The organism is Ottowia thiooxydans, assembly GCF_040548795.1.
GTDB lineage: Bacteria > Pseudomonadota > Gammaproteobacteria > Burkholderiales > Burkholderiaceae_C > Ottowia > Ottowia thiooxydans_A.
This window is the reverse complement of the sequence record NZ_JBEPSH010000011.1, coordinates 1-15,389: the sequence shown is the minus strand read 5'-3', so window position 1 is coordinate 15,389 and position 15,389 is coordinate 1. Positions and strand designations below refer to the sequence as shown.

Annotated in this window: 14 protein-coding genes; 5 read left to right on the top strand and 9 right to left on the bottom strand. The window is 60.6% G+C overall.

Annotation, left to right across the window (positions count from 1 at the left end; translation table 11 throughout):
- Positions 1-56: 56 nt before the first annotated feature.
- The gene (locus ABIE13_RS23430) at positions 57-3,290 is read right to left on the bottom strand and encodes a kelch repeat-containing protein (RefSeq protein ID WP_354448002.1); all 3,234 of its coding nucleotides are present in this window, start codon (positions 3,288-3,290) and stop codon (positions 57-59) included.
- A gap of 284 nt (positions 3,291-3,574) precedes the next feature.
- On the opposite strand from ABIE13_RS23430, the gene ABIE13_RS23425 reads away from it, so the two are divergent.
- On the top strand, positions 3,575-4,675 hold the full coding sequence (locus ABIE13_RS23425; protein WP_354448000.1) for a helix-turn-helix transcriptional regulator: 1,101 nt from the start codon (positions 3,575-3,577) through the stop codon (positions 4,673-4,675).
- Between the two features lie 40 nt (positions 4,676-4,715).
- On the opposite strand, the gene ABIE13_RS23420 is transcribed toward ABIE13_RS23425, so the two are convergent.
- Positions 4,716-5,156, bottom strand: coding sequence for a hypothetical protein (locus ABIE13_RS23420; protein WP_354447998.1), 441 nt, complete (start codon positions 5,154-5,156; stop codon positions 4,716-4,718).
- A gap of 125 nt (positions 5,157-5,281) precedes the next feature.
- Between ABIE13_RS23420 and ABIE13_RS23415 the strand changes: the two genes are divergently transcribed.
- Positions 5,282-6,376, top strand: coding sequence for a helix-turn-helix transcriptional regulator (locus tag ABIE13_RS23415; RefSeq protein WP_354447996.1), 1,095 nt, complete (start codon positions 5,282-5,284; stop codon positions 6,374-6,376).
- Between the two features lie 58 nt (positions 6,377-6,434).
- Here the strand turns inward: ABIE13_RS23415 and ABIE13_RS23410 are convergent, their stop codons facing one another.
- The 5 genes from ABIE13_RS23410 to ABIE13_RS23390 all read right to left on the bottom strand — a co-directional run bounded on the left by ABIE13_RS23410 (position 6,435) and on the right by ABIE13_RS23390 (position 9,443).
- Positions 6,435-6,911 carry a DUF2269 family protein gene (locus tag ABIE13_RS23410; RefSeq protein ID WP_354447994.1) on the bottom strand — a complete coding sequence of 159 codons (477 nt, stop codon included), beginning with the start codon at positions 6,909-6,911 and terminating at the stop codon, positions 6,435-6,437.
- A 5-nt stretch (positions 6,912-6,916) separates the two neighbouring features.
- Complete coding sequence (locus ABIE13_RS23405) at positions 6,917-7,387, bottom strand: DoxX-like family protein (RefSeq protein ID WP_436278467.1); 471 nt, start codon at positions 7,385-7,387, stop codon at positions 6,917-6,919.
- Between the two features lie 3 nt (positions 7,388-7,390).
- Entirely contained in the window at positions 7,391-8,296 is a 906-nt protein-coding gene (locus tag ABIE13_RS23400) for an NAD-dependent epimerase/dehydratase family protein (protein WP_354447992.1), read from the bottom strand.
- 20 nt (positions 8,297-8,316) lie between these two features.
- Positions 8,317-8,790 (bottom strand): thiol-disulfide oxidoreductase DCC family protein, encoded by a 474-nt coding sequence (locus tag ABIE13_RS23395; protein WP_354447990.1) that lies wholly within the window; start codon positions 8,788-8,790, stop codon positions 8,317-8,319.
- Positions 8,791-8,876: 86 nt separating this feature from the next.
- Positions 8,877-9,443, bottom strand: coding sequence for a GbsR/MarR family transcriptional regulator (locus ABIE13_RS23390; RefSeq protein WP_354447988.1), 567 nt, complete (start codon positions 9,441-9,443; stop codon positions 8,877-8,879).
- A gap of 265 nt (positions 9,444-9,708) precedes the next feature.
- Between ABIE13_RS23390 and chrA the strand changes: the two genes are divergently transcribed.
- Complete coding sequence (gene chrA, locus ABIE13_RS23385; protein WP_354448251.1) at positions 9,709-10,875, top strand: chromate efflux transporter; 1,167 nt, start codon at positions 9,709-9,711, stop codon at positions 10,873-10,875.
- Positions 10,876-11,231: 356 nt separating this feature from the next.
- Positions 11,232-12,374, top strand: a complete 1,143-nt coding sequence (locus tag ABIE13_RS23380; RefSeq protein ID WP_354447986.1) for a hypothetical protein — start codon at positions 11,232-11,234, stop codon at positions 12,372-12,374.
- A gap of 47 nt (positions 12,375-12,421) precedes the next feature.
- Here ABIE13_RS23380 and ABIE13_RS23375 read toward each other — a convergent pair whose 3' ends face one another.
- The gene (locus tag ABIE13_RS23375) at positions 12,422-13,963 is read right to left on the bottom strand and encodes an MFS transporter (protein ID WP_354447984.1); all 1,542 of its coding nucleotides are present in this window, start codon (positions 13,961-13,963) and stop codon (positions 12,422-12,424) included.
- A 113-nt stretch (positions 13,964-14,076) separates the two neighbouring features.
- On the opposite strand from ABIE13_RS23375, the gene ABIE13_RS23370 reads away from it, so the two are divergent.
- Positions 14,077-14,931 (top strand): LysR family transcriptional regulator, encoded by an 855-nt coding sequence (locus ABIE13_RS23370; RefSeq protein WP_354447982.1) that lies wholly within the window; start codon positions 14,077-14,079, stop codon positions 14,929-14,931.
- 101 nt (positions 14,932-15,032) lie between these two features.
- Here ABIE13_RS23370 and ABIE13_RS23365 read toward each other — a convergent pair.
- Positions 15,033-15,389 (bottom strand): alpha/beta fold hydrolase (locus ABIE13_RS23365; RefSeq protein ID WP_354447981.1); only part of this gene is annotated, 357 nt, incomplete at its 5' end.

Below are 15,389 nucleotides of genomic sequence, written 5' to 3'. Positions count from 1 at the left end.
TTCGTGTCTTGAATGCACATCAAGCCTGTGTGGTGCGTGCGTGCCACGCTGCACGGCTACTGCACGGGCGCCTGCCACTCCCGCCTGCGTTTGGGGCGCAAACGCAGGGCGCCCAATCCCGCGGCCCCCAGACCCAGCAGACCGATCGCGGGTGCTCCCAGCGCCGGCACGTGTGCCAGGCCGTCCGGTGCGGGTTCAGGTGCTGCGGTTGAAGGCGTAACCGGAGCTGAAGGCGAGGAGTCGCGGGTCAGTTGTGCGGCGTGGGCGCGCACAACGAAGGTGTATGTTGTGCCATTGGCCAGACCTGTCACCATGCACGCGGTGGCGGGTGCCTGCACCGTGCCGCACCCAGCCTGGCCGGGCGAAGTCACCACCGTGTAGTGCGTGGGTGCCAAGCTGCCAGGCAGCTGCGCGGGTGCTTGCCAACGCAGGGCGACGCGGCCATTGCCCGCGGTGGCTACCACGTTTGTGGGGGCACCCAGGCCAGGGTTAACAGGGCCGTTGGGCGTTACGGGCGCGGTGGGGATGCTGGTGGCGGTGGCGCCTCCTGCCGCTGTGGCCGTGACGAGAAAGGTGTAGGGCGTGCCATTGGTCAGTCCCTGGACGGTGCAGGTGTTGGCGGGCGCGGCCACGGTGCAGCTATGTCCTCGGGTGTGGTCGGTCACGGTGTAGCTTGCCACCGCCGGATGACCGATGGGTGCTTGCCAGGTGACGGTGGCCTGGCTGTTGCCAGGTTGCGCGCTGGCTTGCGTGGGCGCGCCAGGTGCAGGGAAGCTGGTCATCCTGAACACATAGGGGGCGGACCTCATGCCGCCTGTGTATATGTGTGCCTGGTACTGACCTGCGGGCAGGCTGGCAGGCAAAGGGATGGATGTAAAGGTGCTGGCCGTGGCAGCTGCAGCGGGTTGCAGCCAGTGCAGCGAACCGCCGTCCATGCGCTGCACGGTCAGCAAGGGCAGGTGGCTTGCTGCCTGGGAGGTGGCCCCATGGCCGGCCTCGGTCTCGTCGATGAATGCCGCACCTGTCAGCACCAGCGGCGTGCCTGCGGCGATCGCGCTGGGCCCACCAGTGATGGCCGGGCGTACACGATTGCCACCGATGGGCGTGCGAGGATCGATCAGCCACGTGCTGGTGGCGGCGGGCGCTACGCTGTAGCCGCCTGCTATCAGCACTCTGCCATCAGGCAGAAGGGCGGCGGTGTGGTCTTCGATGGCACTGGGGGTTGTTCCCACATCCGCACAGGTCAGCGCGGAGGGCTTGCACAGAGTAATCGCATTGACGTAGGCGGATGTCACCGTACTGCGTCCGCCCACTAGCAAGACCTGGCCATTGGGCAGCAGCGTGGCGCTGTGCATGCTGAAGCCGTTGCCCCGTCGGGTGCCGCCAGTGAGCATTTGCGTGGCTCCTGTCGCGGGGTCGTACAGATGATTGTCGCCACCACCGCCCGAAATCATCACTTGGCCGCTGGGCAGCAGGGTGGCGCTGTGACCGCTGCGCGGGCCGGCGAGGGGACCAGGGCCAGACTGCCAACTCGCTGTGGCGGGGTCGTAGATATCGACGCTACTCAACAAAGAGGTTCCGTCGCTGCCTCTGCCGCCTGCCACCATCACTCGGCCATCTTTCAACAGCGTGGCGCTATGGCGGCTGCGCCAGCTTGGCAGGGCCGCGGTAGGCACCCAGTCATTGCTCGCGGGGCGGTAAATGTCGGCGAGGTTTCCCGATGTGCGGCCGCCGGCTACGAGCACATTGCCCCCCGGCATCAGCGTAGCGGTGTGACCCCAGCGCCGCCGGGGGGCGGTGGCGGCTCGGCTCCAGGCGCTGGTGGTGGGATTGTATAAATCGGCCTCATAGACACCGTTTCCGACATGGCCTGGTTGGCCGCCAGTGAGCAGCACGCGGCCATCGGCCAGCAGGGTTTGGGTGCCCTCGACGCGGCCATCAACGAAAGGTGCGCCCACGCTGGCCCAGGTGTTGGTCGACGGGTCATAGCGCTGGGCTGGCATAGGGGTGTTGCCGTCAGGGCGCGAACCTCCGGTGACAAGCACACTGCCATCTGACAGTGTTGTGGAAAGTCGCCACTGCGAGCCTGCCAGACCGCCCGCGTTGGCGACGGTGGGCTGGGGCTGGGGGGCATAACGCTGGCTGCTACCCAGCGCGGCCCCGGAAGCATCGGCCCCGCCCGTGACCAGCACTTCGCCGGCAGGCAGCAACAGGGCGTGATGGCTGTGGCGGGCTTGTAGCGCGAGTGTGGTGGGTGCTGGCGTGATGGCGTTGCCGTCGGTTGAAAGCACTTCGGCGGTGCCTATGGCCGCTGCGCCCGTTCCCAGACCACCCGCTAAAAGAACACGGCCATCAGGCAGAAGAGTGGCGCTATGGCGGCTACGCGCTGCGAGTAGCAGCGGACCTTGCGTCCAGGAGTTGGTCAAGGGGTGGAAGAAATGGCTGGTACGCAGAGCTTCGCCGTTGTTGTCTAAACCGCCAGCCACGAACACGCGGCCATCGGGCAACAAGGTGGCACTGTGCAGGGTGCGATGGTTGCCTGCAGGTAGCGGAACGCCGGTCCAGCTACCGTCAAGCTCGCGCAGGTAGGCGTCGAGAGTGGGGGTCTCGTGATTGCTTTCGCCGCCCACGACGAGCACGCGCCCATCGCGCAGCAATGTGGCCGTGTGATCGCGTTTGCCAAAACTGCTGCCGGGCAGCGAGGGGGCATTGGTCCAGGTGCCGGTGGCGGGGTCGTACAGCTCGGTGCTGGTCAGTGCCGCCTGGCCCGCAATGCCCTGACCGCCGACCACCAGAACTTGCCCATTCGGCAGCAGCGTGGCCGTGTGGCGCGCACGGCGCAGGGTGGGGGTCGTCGTCGTTGGGGTGAATCCGCCAACGCCCGGTTCGCCTGCGCCCGGGTCAAAGAGGACGCTCGAGCTCGCCAGGGGTACTTGCCCGCCACTGCTGGTGAGGCCGCCCACCAGTAACACAGTGCCATTGGGCAGCGGCGTGGCCGTGTGTGCTCGGCGGGCTTGAGCCAGATCCGGGCCGGCGCGCCATTGCCCCGTAGCGGGGTTGTAAAGCGAGGTCGTGGCATATACGGACAGATTGACCAGGTTGGCACTGCCGCCGACTACCAGCACCTGGCCGTTGGACAGCACGGTGGCGGTGTGTTGAGCGCGGATCTCAGGCATCGGATTTGCGCCTTCCCATTGCGCCTGGGCGGATGTGACTGCGAACAGCGTGATGATCAGTGCCGCGAAGCTCAAGCGGGGCGTGGTTACTACGGTCATGCGGAGAAAACTCATGAAAAATTGTTGGATGGGTCCAGAGCAAAAATTCACCTTGCCGTTATGTCGATGCCAGCTCCTGGTTACCACAACGGGGTACTTCATAAAGCCCTGAGAGCTCCTGCATCAGGCGTTTGAAGCTGCTTATGAAGGGGTGAAATCTCTGCGAATCAGATGCCGGCCGCACAAGGTACTCAGGATTTCCCGACGGCGCCCCACCTGATGGGGGTAGGTGTTGCAGACGGCCCGCAGGGGGAGGGGGGGACGTTGACGCACGCTGCAGCAACTTTTAGATTGGGGTCATGCCTGCCTCACGATCGACCCGCCAAGCCGCTCGCCATGCACTTGCACGGCTGCATCGCATGTCCAGTCTCGAGATGGGGGGAGTGTGGCTTATTGAGCCCATGCTTGCCGAACTGGCACATGTGGTGCGATTTGACTTTGGCGGTCTGCTTTATCCCAGCAGCGACGGCGCGGTGGCCGCTTATGTCCAGGACGGTCCACTGCTTGACGTAGTGGCTGACAGCTTTGAGCCGCACATCTTGCAAAGCGAGCGGCATGTTCTGGGACGGAGTTCGCATGACCTGTCGGGCGCGGTGGCCCATGAATATGGTCCCAAGCTGCTGCGCGAGTTGATCCAGGTGCCCCTGCGCGAGTTCCAGCGCAGCGATTTCTTCAATGTGGTGGCCCGCCCGGGCGAAGGCACGGAGTATTTGAAGTTGACCCTGCGCACGCCGCAGGGTGCTGGCGTGGGCACACTGTTCCTGTTTCGTGAAGCTACGTCACCTTTGTTCACGCCTCACGACGTGGCGAATGTTGCGCGACTGGAACCCCACCTGGCGCGCATCTTGCAAAGCGGTGAATGCGACTCAGACCAAAGCGAAATCCACGGCGAGGGGCTACTGGTGGTCACGCCAGCGGGGAAACCACTCTGGCTATCACCAGAGACGGAGGCCTTGCTGGCCATGGCGTTCGGTTGGCGGTGGCGTTGGCGCAACGGTATGGGGCTACCTCCAGCCTTGCTCGAACTGCTGCGGCGCTTGAACACGACGGAGATTCTTGAGGTGCCAGCACTGGAGCTTCAGACTGCGCAAGGATGGTTTTCGGTGCGTGCGACTCGCATGGCTGCTGCGGACCACACACAAAGCCCCGAGGCAGTGGCCTTGCACATCACCCGCCGTGTGGCGCGGGGGACGCGCCTGCTTGCAGCGCTACTTGCGCTGGATTTACCTCAGCGCCAGCATGAGCTGGCCTGGTGGCTGGCGCGTGGCTTGTCAGAAACGCAGACCGCTCAGCGCATGGGCATCAGTATTCATACAGCGGTCTACCATCGACGCCAGCTCTACAACCGGCTAGGGGTGATGGATAGACAAGAATTGCTGGGTAAGCTGGGGCGGGCTTAGGCCATGCTGATGACTCATCTGCATCTGAACGATGCCATCGCTACTTCTTGCGGCGTACGCGCATCACCTCGATATTCGCGCGTTGCTCTGGCGTCATAGCGGCTGCGGCCCGCGGATCAGCGGCCTTTTCCACGGCCAGATACATCCCTGCATGCAAAGCCGCAAGCATAGCGGTGGCATATTCAGTACTCGTGAGCTTGTGGCGCGCTAGCGCAGCGCGTATGCGCGGTTGCGCATCGAGCTTGCGCGCGATGTCCTGTACGGACTCAGCGTCTGCTTCATCGTCGTCATCGCCCTGTTTGTCGGCTGTGCCAGAGTGCTTCAGTTCAGCTTCCAGCGCGTTCATTCTGTCGAGCAGGGCAGGGGTGAGCCGAAAACGAGCCGGGTCTGTGCCACCTGCGGCCAAGGCCTGACCAGCCATCCAGAGGCCCACGCCAATGGTCAGGGTGAAAACCGAACGTAGAAGAGCGAAGAGAGTCATGAGAGATGGGTTCAAGAATGGAAATCAACCAGCCTAATCTTCAACGGGCGTTTGCACCCCACCTCGCAGGGGTAGGGTTTGGAAGCACCTGGCAATGACAATGGATTACCATGCTCTGCATGGCCGTGAATTCATCTACGTTCCAATCCCTCGCACGCCTGCAGACCATGGCGAGCCTGTCAGGCGGCGGTCCGCAGCACATCGTCTCCCTGCTGCAAACGTTGCGTCCGTCGATAGGATTTGACGCTGGGGCCTACGTCCATCCCGGCGTGGATGAAGGCGGCGAAGGTGTGCTGGAGACCTATCTGGAAAACCCGGCTTTGCAGGCGGCGATGGCGGATTATTACGATCCCCGTATGCTGCAGGACGAGCGCCGGTTGTTTCAACGCAGCCTGCGCCAATTCGGCGAAGCCGTGCGCCATGAACATGGACCGCACCAGCTGGAACAGCTGCTGAAAGTGCCTTACCGGGAACTGTTGCGCAGCGATTTCTATAACGTGCTGCTGCGCCCGGCCGATGTGGCGCATTGGGTCAGTTTGGTGCTGCGTACTCCGCAAGGTCGGGGCATTGGTACCCTCATCTTTTACCGTCATGCGGGGTCAAGGCCTTTCGCACAGGACGAGGTGGCCTCTCTGGCCCCACTTGAAGCCAGCCTGGCAGCCATCCTTGAGCCTTGCGACCTCGACACCAAGGACAGCGAAGTGCATGCGCAGGGCCTGCTGATCGCTACCCAGCAGGGCCAGCCTTTGTGGATATCGCCCGAAGCCGAAGCGTTGATGCCACTGGCATTTGGATGGCGCTGGCGGCGCGGTGCCGAACTGCCTGCAGCATTGCAAGAGTTGCTGCGCAGGCTCACGCCTCAGTCCTTCATCCCCCAGCAGCAGAAGCCTCAGCTTGAGGTGCGCAACAGCCATGGTTGGTTTTTGTTGCAAGCTACACGCTTGGCAGCTGCGCATGGTGCAGAAGATGCCGCAGCGATACACGTCACTCAGCGTGTGACGCGCGGCACGCGCTTGATGCGGGCGTTGCAGGCGTTGCGCCTTCCGCAGCGTCAGCAGGAACTGGCTTGGTGGCTGGCGTATGGCTTGTCTGAAACCCAGATTGCCGCGCGCATGGACATCAGTATCAACACAGTTGTGTACCACCGACGGCAGCTCTACAACCGCCTGGGAGTCATGGGGCGCGAGGAGTTTCTGTCTCAGCTAGGGTGGGCAAATTGATGATGGAAGCAAGGGGCAGAATGGCTCCCTCGCTTAAAGGCGGATCTGCCGAAAACCTTTAACTCCACAGAGCCGGCTTGTTTACCATGAGTGCATACACTGCCATCATGGCGATAAACGCTGGGTAGCCCAGCGCTTCCCAGCGCCGTGCGAGTTGCGCGTAAGCAGCTGGTATGGGCGTGCCCTGTTCGGCTGCTACGCTTGCCAGCTGAGACATCCGAACCTGCATCAGCACCACGGGAATCCAGCACGCGCCTGCAAGTACATACAGCGCCATGGACAGCAGTAGCCACGGAGTGTGCCAAGCCCAACCTGCCATATGCATCATCGCCAAGCCAGATAGCGGCTGAATGATCACTGCCGGAGTCGTGAACCACCAATCCGCGCGCACCACCAATCGGCTGACCACCGCCTGGGCTTGTACAGAGCCACTGCGGTTGGCAAAGAACATGTAGAAAGCTGAACCAAAGCCTGTGCCCACCAACAGAACACTGGAGAGAATGTGAATGGTCTTGAGAACCAGATAGGTGTTCATGGTGCTTACTTCTTAGGGGTGTGCACCTGCATCAACAGCAACAATGCCGCGGCGATAGGCAGGTTCTTGCTCAAGGGCCCCAAGGGGTGCAGCCAAAGGGCGGGCAGCAGCGCGGTGGCCGCCAGCGTCATCACGAGCATGCCCGTCAGGGCAATCGCATAGGCCATCTTCGACGGGCGAAGCCACAGCCAGAACCCGATGACAAGATCCATTGCGGCGCCAGCACCGATCAACCAGTCATGCCAGGGCCCCAGTGGAACGCCTGCGGAACGCAAAAGATCGCTGCTTTGCCCATTCCATTGATGAACGCTCACTACAGCAGTGAACAGCCATACAAACACCAGACTCCAGCGAACCCATCTCAAGGCGGGCAGAGGGTGCACCTCGCCACTTGTTACCCGCGCGTGAAGTGAATCACTCTGCAGCCGTTCTTGCGACTGCGCATCTTGGGGGCGTCCGGACAAAGTTCGATTCACAGCTCAATCCTTTCCGGACTGCGCTTGGATATGACGCAACATGTGTTCTACAGCGACCGGATCACGACCCAGCCAGGTCGGCAGCACCGATGGATCACAGCAGTTGTCATGCGAAGCCAACACAAGGGAGGCGCTGCACCAGGGGGATGCCGGAACGGCATCGCCAAGCCGTGCGCTGGCCTGGCTCACCCAGTCGGGCAAGGCTCTCACGAAGGCAGGGCGCAGGCCGCGTTGAGCTCTAAGGCCGGCAATCATGGCGGCCATGCTCAAGCGCTCGGCACCACCCAATTCCACGATCCCAGTCTGGCCGGATTGCATCAGAGCCTGCATGGCGTCGGCAAGGTCATTCACCCATAGCGGCTGAATGAGGTGATCAAACATGGGCTTCGGAAGTGCCAGCACGGGCAGCAGTGAGAGTCGCATGAAAAGCTGCGTGCTGGCACCCCCTGCACCTATGACGACGCTCGGCCGCACAATGACCCCATCCAGTCGACCGGCATTCGTCAGCGCTTGCAGATGCTGATCAGCGGCGCGCTTGGTGCGTGCATAGGGCGTTTCGTTGCCATCCACTCCCAAGGCTGAGAGTTGCATGACCTGGCGTATCCCCATCTCGGCGCAAGCATCGAACAAGGCCATGGGGGCCTGGGCATGAATGCTCTCCAGCGGCGCCTGCGCGCTTCCGCGCAGATGCCCGACTGCATTGATGACCGCATGAACCCCTTGAAGGTGAGCAAACCAATCAGCGGGCTTGAGCTGACGACCATAGTCCACAGGTGGCTGGCTGCGTCGGCTTCCAGCGCGTACGTTCCAGCCTTTGGCTTTCAGCCGTTGGGCCAGGGCTTGTCCAATGAAACCTTGGGCACCGCACAACAAGACAGTGCGGCCAGTGGAGGAAAGGTTGTCTGCCATGATGGTTCCTTCAAGCTGTCTCAATGGTGAGGGATGTGGTCGTCGAGGTCACAGCGCCCGCCTTGGCATCGGGCACTGTGGCGCGCAGTACGTTCAGCGGCGCGCCGAGCGGCTGATTCAAGGATCCACACCACCGGCCATTTAGGCATACGGTAGCGGTTGCGCGCAATCACAGGGTACAGGCGGTTGGCTAAGCTGTGAATCACCGGCCACTTGAATACGCCAGGCGCCCAAGTCCAGCCAATGCCCTCATAGGCGCGAGCCAGGCAGTCCACACCGACAAAGACCCTGCCTTGTGCATCCACCCCGTGAATGGAACGCATCAAATGCTCCTGCGGAGCGGGACCACCTTGAAAGCCGGGTTCTGCGCAGTTGATGAAACAAAGGCGTCCTTGCGTATTGCGCAGCATCAGGTTGGTCATCTCCGCATTGCAGAAACGACAACTGGCGTCGTAGTACAAGGTCAGAGGGAACGAGGTGATGGCATTTGTCATGGTAGTTTCCTTTGTTCGTTATTTCTGTATTAACAGAAATTATCACTGAAAAAATAGGCAGGACGAATCCCGCCATGAGTAGGACCTTAAGGTTTTAGGGTAGTGCTGCTTTCTTTCTCAGAGGACGGCGATGAGCCGCGCACAAAGCGCTGCACGCTGGCGCCGAGGCCCAGGATCTTGTCCAGCGTGCCTGGCGACAGGCGCAGCATTTCATCTGCCCAGGCTCCAAGCTTGTTCATCAGATCCAGGGTAGAGCGGATACGGTCTTGTGCATCGGCAGTTTCGCTATCGAATTCGGGGCTTTTCACCAGAGTGGAGAGCATGCGGATGGTGGGATCAAATTCCCGCTCCTTGCGCTCTCGCACTATGGTGCGAAAAAGCTCCCATACATCCACGCTGGTCTCAAAGAAGTCGCGCCTGTCGCCCAGTACATGCGTAACGCGGATCAAGTCCCAGGCCTGCAATTCCTTCAGGCTATTGCTCACGTTCGAGCGAGCAACCCCAAGGGTTTCGCTCAGTTGCTCTGCGTTGAGCGGCTGCCCATGAACGAACAGCAAGGCGTGAATCTGTGCCACGGTGCGATTGACGCCCCAGCGCGAACCCATTTCACCCCAGTGCAGGACAAACTGCCTTTGAATCGTACTCAGTTCCATGCGAGAAATTCTATTCCATAAATTTCTGTCAAGACAGAAATTTATATTAATCTCAGTATCTGAGTCGATAGCGGATGCTTGTTCACATGTTGCGCTGGATTCTTCCGAACACCAGACTTCGTAAAAGCTCATGGGTAAGATGCCGCGTTGTCACCAGCATTCCCCCTGAGACCCGATGAGCCAAAGCAAAGAGCGAGAAGATCAAGCCAATTTAAGGCTTCAGCCGCTCTCGGCCACTGCATCCTCACGTCGTCCAGGATCGTTCATGGAGGTGCTGCTGGTGTTCTTGAAGCTCGGCCTTACCTCATTTGGCGGCCCTGTGGCCCACATTGGCTATTTCCGCACAGAGTTTGTGGAGCGACGGGCATGGTTGGACGACAAGAGTTACTCGGATCTGGTCGCACTCTGCCAGTTCTTGCCTGGCCCCGCGAGCAGCCAAGTGGGTATGGCTTTGGGGCTGGGGCGAGCGGGCTGGCCAGGGGCGCTTGGCGCATGGCTTGGTTTCACGCTTCCGTCTGCCGTCTTTCTCATCGTCTTCGCTCTCGGTGTCACGCAATGGGCCGGGCTGGCGCAGTCCGGTGTGATACACGGGCTCAAGGTTGTGGCGGTAGCTGTGGTTGCACAGGCCGTGTGGGGCATGTCAGTGACGCTTTGTCCGGATCGATCAAGAGCGTGTATTGCCATCATTGCGGCCTTGCTGGTGCTTGCAGTGCCGACCACCTTGGGTCAGGTGAGCGCCATTGTTGTGGGGGCCATCGCGGGAAGGTGGTTCTTGCAACTCGGTAGTTTTCCAAGTGCCGAGCACCGCTCCTATGGTGTCAGTAAACGGGTAGGGGCTCTGCTGCTGTTAGTGTTTGGCCTGTTGCTCTTGCTGCTGCCCGTTCTGGCTGCCATAGTTCGGCAGCCCACGGTTTCAATCATCTCTTCGTTCTACCAGGCGGGGGCACTCGTTTTTGGAGGAGGACATGTGGTGCTACCCCTCCTGCAAACAACGGTTGTGTCGGACGGGCTGGTCACCAACGATGCCTTTCTGGCCGGTTACGGCGCGGCTCAGGCCGTGCCTGGCCCCTTGTTCACTTTCGCCGCCTATCTGGGGGCGGTCATGACGGGTCCTTTGAAAGGCTGGTGGGGCGGCTTGGCGCTGCTTGTCGTCATTTTTGTTCCAGCGTTCCTGATGGTGGCCGGGGCTTTGCCATTCTGGGAGACGCTGCGACAGCGTCCAGGCGTGCAACGTTCTATGGCTGGTATCAACGCAGCCGTCGTGGGTGTGCTGGCGGCAGCACTGTATGACCCGGTATGGACCAGTGCCATTCACTCCCGAGCCGATTTTGGATTGGCGCTCGCAGCCTTTGGCCTGCTGGTTTATGGACGCCTGTCACCGGCGTTGGTCGTGGTCCTTGCTGCGGGGGTGGGGTGGATGTTGATGCATTGAGCCTCGGGTTTTTGGGGGCCAGTGAATTCATTGTTGGAGATTGAATTCAAACGACCACAGCGCCAAACGACTGAGTCGCATGCATAAAGCATGACCTTGGCCCCGGTACATCCCCGACGATGCAGACACATGTTGGTTCTGTGACTGTTCGCGTATGAATTGACCTTCAGTGCATGGGTATGATGGAGCAAACCAGAACACCCGATCAATTTTTTCACGGTCGTATCTTAGAGATGGCACGCGCAATTCATTCGGGGAAAATCAGTGCCGAACCTGTGAAAACATGGGTTTCGCTGGACATGGATTCGGCGGCAAAGCTGATTAAACACTTCAGCAGTACGCGGGATCGTGGTGTCATGAGCCGCACAGGTTCTGATGGCCACACCGGTCTGAAGCTGTTTCTAGGGAAAGCAGGCCTGCTGGGTGGGATCAAGCGCAGCGCAGCGCGTTTTTCCGTTGGCCTTGTCGCTTTGGTGCTCACTGGGTGCGCCCCAGTGCAAACCGCATCCATGAGCGATGATTTGCAGCTCATCGCACGCGCCAAACAAGGTCACGTCCGCGATCTGCGCGGTGAGTATAGGCACGCGTTGTGCCCGCGTCTCACGGGTGAACGCGCCTGCGAAGATGTACTTTTGCGCTTGCCCGGTGAACCCGTAGCGCGCCACCATGCGGCCAGCAACGCAGCGTCCCTCGCAGCGCGTTACCGCATTGCTTTCGTTCCCGGCTTGTTCTCTGATTGCGCCGAGAAGTGGCTTGTGCCGTTCGCTGACGTGGCCGACGAACTGAGTGCCGCTGGCTTCGAGGTTAATCTGCTGCGTGTCCAGGGGCGCGCCGGCACCGAACAAAATGCCACGCAACTCGCAGGAGAGATCGCCGCACTGCCGCACGACGGCAAACACCTGATCGTGTTTGCGTACTCGAAGGGTCTGCCCGACGTATTCGATCTGCTGGTCCGTCACCCACCCGCGCGACAGCGCGTCGCTGCGGTCGTCAGCTATGCCGGTGCCGCGCGCGGCAGTCCTCTGGCGGATGAGCTACGTGATATCTATGACGCGTTTGTCACGCGCCTGCCGATAGGCGGCTGCGCGGTGGGCAACGGCGCTGAACTCGAAGCGCTTCGACCCGGCGTACGGCACGCTTGGTGGACTACTCATCACCAGAAGCTTCGTGACACGCGCATACCGTTTTTCTCGCTCGTTGGTGCGCCGCTACCCGAGAAGGTCTCACCATTGCTACGCCTTAACCACAGCCGCCTGGCGGAGCGGGACGTCAATAACGACAGCCAACTGCTCGCCGATGATGCAGTCGTGCCAGGTAGTGCGTTACTCGGATACATCAATGCCGATCACTGGGTCATGGCAATGCCGCTTGCAAAGCAAGTGCCAGCGCTTGCCGCCCTTTTCCACGACGACCTGCCACGCGGTGCGCTCGTGGGCGCCGCAATCGAAGTTGTTGATTCGGCACTTCGTACGGCACCTCATTCACTGAGTCCGCCGTGACTCGCTATAACCCCGCGCATGGCCGTCAGCCGAAAACTCAAGCGGCCTTATGCACCACCGGTGGCAGTTACTTCACGTGTTCCTTGAAATACCGCCCAGCTGAGTGCTGCAGTGATCCATGCCGCTACACCGCCGTACAGCATGACCCAACCGAAACCTTGGGTGATCGCCCCCTGGACGATCACGCTAGCGTGCTCTGCATCCGCAAACGCGCTCATCGCCTGCATGGCCGCGGTTGTGTCGCCCCCAGCCAGACGTTCGGCAATGGTGCGAACTTGCGCTGCATCCATTGATAGCCCCAAATTTTTCTGTAGGGCGGCTGTCAGACCTGCGACCAAGACCAACCCCATCCCGGCAATATTGAGTGCGAGGGTGATGAGACGTGCGCTCACATCCATGCCCGATGCCATGCCTGCGCGATGGGAGGGGACCGCAGAGGTTGTCATGCTGGTGGCTGGGGTGGTTGTCAGACCCAGGCCTAGACCGGCCAACAGTGCGCCTGGCAGTACAGGCCATGGCCCCTGCCCGGTGAAATGGCTGCCCAGTTTCATCAGGAAAAACCCCAGACCAATCAAGAAGAGGCCCCCCGGAATCACCACACGCGCGTCATAGCGCAACAGCAGCCACTGGGCGACCGGTGGCATCACCAGGAAGGGCACGGTATAGGCCAACAGGGCCAGCCCGGCGGAAGTGACATCCATACCGAACCCAGCTGTGAAATACAGCGGTAGATAAATCATGAAAGGCCAGTAGCTGAAATTCATTCCGACGCAGCCCAGGATTGCGCCGGTGAAGTCACGAATGCTGAACACCGAGAAGTCGAACATAGGGTGTGTATGTGTGCGCTCAGCGATGATGAAGCCGACCACGCTCATCGCTGTGACAACCATCAGCCCCAAGGCTATTGGGCTGCCCCAACCCAGACTTTGCCCTTGCGTGATGAGCGATGTCAGCCCCAGCACTGCGATGCTCAGCGTCAGAATGCCGCCTATATCCAGTGGTTGATGCCTCGCCTGCGCATCACGGGATTCCGCCACCCCTGTCCAGATCATGGCCAGGCAAACCACGGCCAACGGTGCATGAACCACGAAGACCCAGTGCCAACTGGAAAGGGCCACGATCGCGCCACCAATGACCGGGCCGAAGCCCAGGCCAATTCCCGCCACCACCCCCCACACTGCGAATGCACGTGCACGTTCACGGCCCGCGGGGAACTGGAATGACAGGATCGCAATGGAGCAGATGAACATGGCTCCGCCTGCCATCCCTTGAAGGAAGCGAGCCACTATCAGTGTGGTTGTTTCGGTGGCTATTCCACACAGCAGCGACGTCAAGCCGAAGGCCAGCACCGTGAGGGCGAAGACCCTGCGACGGCCATAGCGGTCTGCCAGTGTCCCCGTGGCCATCAGCACACTGGTGCATGCGATGGTGTAGGCGTTCATGATCCATTGCAGGTCCTGAAAATTGGCGTGGAGCTTTGCTTCCAATACGGGCAGGATGATGGGCACGCTGGATATTTCCAATCCAAACATCAAGGCTGCCAGGCAAACAGCCATGAGGGTGAGCAGCGAGTTTCGGGCGGGGTGCATGTTTTTTTGCAGGAGCATGAGAAGGAAAGTCCGCCATTCTGTAGACTCTCAACTCATGGCGCAAATGATTAAATTTCGCCGTATTCATTTACATGATTCATTAATAGGCGGCCATGACTTTTGACTCCAGCCTTCTGCATACCTTCGTCTGCGTACATCAGGCCGGGGGCTTTACTCGCGCGGCCGAACAGCTTCATCTCACACAATCGGCCGTCAGTCACCAGATACGTCGGCTGGAAGAAATCGTCGGGCGGCCGCTCCTTCACCGCACCACCAGGCGTCTCAGCTTGACGGCAGACGGTGAGGATTTCCTGAGGCTTGCACAGCGCATCCTGAAAGCCCAGGACGCACTGGCTCAACACTTTCGCAGCTCTCCCATAGAAGGAACGGTCCGTTTCGGCTTGCCGGAGGGGTTTCTCAGCGAGAGCTTGCCTCGGCTGCTTCGCCAGTTTTCACGCAGCTGTCCCAGCGTTCGGCTGGAGGTCAGCGTTGGTTTGACGCAGGATTTGCCCGCCATGCTGCGTGATAGGGAGCTGGATCTTGCCGTCTTGGTATCGCCTGCAGGGACCGGGCAAGGGCAACTGCTTCGGCGTGTTCCCATGGTGTGGGCGGGAGCGGAAGACTTTGTATGGTCAGGTACTTTGCCGCTGGCCTATTCGCCGCCACCATGCGTGTGCAGGCATATCGCTGTGGATTCACTCAATGCCGCGGGGATTGCCTGGCATGGTGCGTTCAGTTCACCGAGCCTGCAGGACATGCGCTCGGTCGCGCTGAGCGGACTGGCGGTGACGGCATTCACCCAAGACAATTTGCGACCCGGTATGACGACGCTAGGGGTCAAGCATGGGCTGCCCCCTTTGCCAGAACTTGATTACACCTTGGTGCTGTCTGATTCTGAACAAGAGCACCCTAGTCCAGCAGTCGCTGAACTAGGGCGGCTCGTGTCCGCATTCGCGCGGACCCCTTAGTCCTATCTATTCGCCTCGCCTGATTCAAGAGACTCACTTGAAGTCAGTGGAAGGCTATGTTACCCACAGACGTGAGCTGTTGATCGTCAGGTGTGTGTCGGTCAAGCCTTGTGCCGTCTAATAAACGCCAGTACTGCCTCGTTGAACGCTGCCGGCTGCTCCCAGTTCGAGCAATGTCCCGCTTCTTTGATGATCACTACATCTGCATGCGGCATATGCGAGGCCTGCATGCGAAGAAGCGCGGGCGGTGTGTACAAATCGCCATCGCCAGTCATCAGTAGGGTAGGTGTCTTGATGCTCTCCAATCTTGCCCACGTGAGCGCAAACGGACGCGTGGGCGTGATTTTTTCCACCAACGATTCTTTGCTCAATCTGAGCCACTCCGCCATGCCTGCGGGGTTGCCGGCGCGGTAAGAGGGGTGCAACTCCTTGAACTCGACGGGGAGGGTGTTGAATTG